The following is a 4,533-nucleotide window of genomic DNA, read 5'->3' on the forward strand; positions in this document are numbered from 1 at the left end:
CGTGCACCACAGCCGAAACACACCGACCCGCAAGCACATCCGACACCGCAGCCCGATCCGCAACATCACACGCCACCACATCCACGCTAGCGCCGAGACCGGTCAGATCGTCGATCAGCTCGTCGACTCCCACGGTGTCCGGGCCGCGCCGGCTCACCAGGAGCAGGTCGCGGACGCCCTTCTCCAACACCAAGTGCCGGGCCACCACAGCACCCAAACCACCCGTGCCACCCGTGACCAGAACCGAACCCTCGACATCCCACTCCACCGACACGTCCTGCGAAGCCACCCGCCCCAACCGAGCAGCCAAAACCTCACCACCACGAACCAGCACCTGCGGCTCATCGCTGGACAGAGCCCGCCGGATCACCGACTCGTCCACCAGCCCAGAATCCAGGTCCAGCAGCCCGAAACGACCCGGATGCTCCGACTGCGCCGACCGCACCAAACCCCACACAGCAGCCGCAGCCACATCCTCACCCGACACCACACCCCGCGTCACGAACACCAAACGCGACCCGTCAAACCGCTCCCCCGACAACCACTCCTGCACCAGACCGAGGGCGTGTGCGGCGAGGTCGTGGGCGGAGGAGGCGGCGTTCTGGGCACCCGTGATCGGCACCAGCACCACGCCGGCCTCGACCGTGCTCAAGTCCTCGTGCGCGGATCCCGGCAGCCCCCAGTCGTCCGGGCCGAGAACCGCGAACTCCGGTGCGTCCTGGTCGGCGGGCAGCGCTGCCGGCGTCCACTGCAGGCCGAAGAGGGAGTCGCGATCCCGTGCTGCGGCGAGTCCTTCGGGGGACACCGCGCGCACGGTCAGCGATTCCACCGAGGCGACCGGGGTTCCGGCCGGGTCGGCCAGCGCAAGGGACATCGAGCCGTCGGCGTTCTTGGCCAAGCGCACGCGCAGGTCCGCTGCTCCCGTGGCGTGCAGCGACACACCCGACCAGGAGAACGGCAGACCGGCCGCACCGTCACCGGTGGCCCCGGCCGCGTGCACGCACGCGTCGAGCAGGGCCGGGTGGATGCCGAACCCGCTGGTCTCGGTCCCCTCCGGCAGGACCACCTCGGCGTACACCTCGTCACCGAGCCATCGCGCCGAGCGCAGTCCCTGGAACACCGGGCCGTACTCGAACCCGGCCTCGGCGAACAGGTCGTAGACCCGGGACACGTCGAGCACTTCGGCGTCCGCAGGCGGTTCGAGGCCGTCGTCGAACACGAGAGGTCGTGCTCCGCTGGTGAGGGTTCCGCTCACGTGTTCCGTCCAGACCGCGTCAACGGCGTCGGCGGGCCGGGACAGCACCGCGATGGTGCGGTCACCCGACTCGTCAGCGGCACCCACGGCCACCTGAACCTGGAGGGCTCCGGATTCGGGCAGCGCCAGCGGGGTGGCCAGGGTCAGCTCGTCGACGCGATCGCAGCCGACCTCGTCGCCCGCCCTCAGCGCGAGCTCCACCAGAGCCGCGCCGGGAACCAGGACCTGGCCCATGATGACGTGGTCGGCCAGCCACGGCTGCGAGCTCACCGACAGGCGGTTGGTGAACAGGTACTCGTCCGAGCCGGCGATTTCCGTGCTCGCACCGAGCAGCGGGTGCTCGACGTCGACCAAGCCGAAGCCGGTGACGTCGCCGCGGCGAACCGGCAGGATCGGCCAGTAGCGCCGGTGCTGGAAGGCGTAGGTGGGCAGGGCGATCCTGCGAGCCCCCGTCCTCGCGAAGGCGGGGAGCCAGTCGATGCCGAAGCCGGTGACGTGCAGCCGGGCCAGCGCCGTCAGCAGCGCGGCTTCTTCGGCGCGGTCCTTGCGCAGCGCCGGGGTCACCGTCACGTCGTCGGGGACGGACTCGGCGGCCAGGGCGGACAGAACCCCGTCGGGGCCGAGTTCGAGGAACGCCGTCGCACCCGCGTCGGACAGGTCGGCCACAGCATCGGCGAACCGCACCGTCTCCCGAACGTGCTGCACCCAGAACTCGGGGTCGCTCACATCACCGCTGGTCGCGATCGCGACGCTGGGAGTGTGGAACGTCAGACCGCTGATGGACTGGCGGAAGTCCTCCAGCACCGGATCCATCAACGACGAGTGGAACGCGTGCGACACCTCCAGGCGCTTCGACTCCCACCGCGACACCACGTCCGCCACCGCAGCCTCGTCACCGGCCAGCACCACCGACGACGGGCCGTTCACCGCAGCGACCGACACACTCTCGGTCACATACGGCACGACCTCGGACTCACCAGCCCGCACCGCCACCATCACACCACCAGCCGGAAGCGCCTGCATCAAACGCGCCCGAGCACTGATCAACACGCACGCGTCCTCCAACGAGAACACCCCAGCCACATGCGCAGCCGCGATCTCACCAATCGAATGCCCCGCCACAAAATCCGGCCGCACACCGAACGACTCCACCAACCGGAACAACGCCACCTCGAGAGCGAACAGCGCGGGCTGGGCCATGCCGGTCTCATTCAGCGCATCAGCCTCAGCACCCCACATCACCTCGCGCACCGAAGGATCCAGGTACCCCAGGACCCCATCCAACGCCTCCGCGAACACCGGGAACCGGTCATACAGCTCCCGACCCATCCCCAGACGCTGCGAACCCTGACCCGCGAACAACACCGCCAACGAACCCTCAGCCGCAGAGCCCGAAGCGACCTCGGTCACACCCCCACGCTCAGCCAGCAAGACCTTGCGGTGCTCGAAGACCGAGCGCGAGGTCACCAGCGAGTAGCCGACGTCGGTCGGGGTTCCTTCGAGCGCGCGGAGTCGCGCGGCCTGGGCGTCCAGGGCCGCTTCGGACTTCGCCGTGAGCAGCCACGGAACCGCTGCGGGAACCACCTGCGGTTCGTCGGCGGGCTGCTCGACCGCAGGACCCTGCTCCAGGATCACGTGCGCGTTCGTCCCGCTGACGCCGAAGGAGGACACCGCGGCCCGGCGGGGACGGCCGGTCTCCGGCCACTCGCTCGGCGAGGTCAGCAGTGCGACGGAGCCGGATTCCCAATCCACGTGCGACGACGGCACGTCCGCGTGCAACGTGCGAGGCAGAACACCGTGCTGCATGGCCGCGATCATCTTGATCACGCCGGCAACACCGGCCGCCGCCTGAGTGTGCCCGATGTTGGACTTGATCGAACCCAACAGCAACGGCCGCTCCCGGTCCTGACCATAGGTCGCCAGCAACGCCTGCGCCTCGATCGGATCACCCAGAGTCGTCCCGGTCCCGTGCGCCTCGACCACATCAACATCCGAAGTGGACAGACCGGCGCTGGCCAAGGACTGGCGGATCACCCGCTGCTGCGACGGCCCGTTCGGGGCCGTGAGCCCGTTGGAGGCACCATCGGAGTTCACCGCCGAACCCCGCACCACCGCCAAGACCTCATGCCCGTTGCGCCGAGCGTCCGAAAGACGCTCCAACACCAGCAGACCCACGCCTTCGGACCATCCCACTCCGTCCGCCGACTCGCCGAAGGACCTGCACCGCCCGTCCGGCGAGAGGCCCCCTTGGCGGGAGAACTCCACGAACGGCCCCGGCGTGGACATCACGGTCACACCACCGGCCAGCGCCAACGAGCACTCACCGCTGCGCAACGCCTGCATCGCCCAGTGCATCGACACCAACGACGACGAGCACGCCGTGTCCACCGTCACCGCAGGCCCCTCGAAACCGAGGGTGTAGGAGACGCGACCGGTGGCGATGCTGGGCGAACTGCCCTGCCCCTGGTGACCCTCGAAGTCACCTCCGTTGAGCAGCGAGCTGTAGTCGCTGTACATGACACCGGCGAACATGCCGGTCTGGCTGCCGCGCAACGAGACCGGGTCGATTCCCGCGCGCTCCAACGACTCCCACGCGACTTCCAGCAGCAAGCGCTGCTGCGCGTCGGTCGCCAGGGCCTCGCGCGGGCTCATCCCGAAGAAGTCGGCGTCGAAGTCCCCTGCCTCGCTGAGGAATCCACCGGCCCGCGCGTAGGAGGTTCCGATGTGGCCGGGATCGGAGTGGAACAGGGTGTCCAGGGGCCAGCCGCGGTTGTCGGGGAACTCCGAGATCGCGTCCACCCCGTCGGACACCAACCGCCACAGGTCCTCCGGCGACGACACGCCACCCGGGTAGCGGCACGCCATGCCGACGATGACCACCGGGTCGTCGCTGGTGTTGAGCAGGACCGGGGCGTTCGCGGCGTCCTGCGCGCCGGCACCGAAGAGCTCGTCGTCCAGGTGCTCGGCGAGGGCTTGGGCGTTCGGGTGGTCGAAGACGAGCGTGGCCGGCAACCGCAGTCCGGCCGTGGCGCCGAGACGGTTGCGCAGCTCGACCGCGGTCAGCGAGTCGAAACCCGAGTCCTGGAACGCCCTCGTCGGTTCGATGGCCTTGCCGTCGGTGTGCCCCAGCACCGCGGCGACCTCGCCGCGCACCAGTTCCAGCAGCGCTTCCCGACGTTCGGGCGCCCCCAACCCTGCGAGGCCGGTGACCAGGGATTCCGCGGCACGCGAACCGGCCAGCGACCGGCGAGCCCGCGTCCGGACCAGCCCGCGCAGCA

At 69.6% G+C, this 4,533-nt stretch carries 1 protein-coding gene; it reads right to left on the minus strand.

Annotated elements, in window-relative coordinates:
- The coding region (locus ACYVF3_RS23745) for a beta-ketoacyl synthase N-terminal-like domain-containing protein (RefSeq protein WP_461156475.1) at positions 1-4,533 on the minus strand (4,533 nt) is incomplete at both ends.

The sequence above is a fragment of the Saccharopolyspora tripterygii genome, assembly GCF_054778355.1.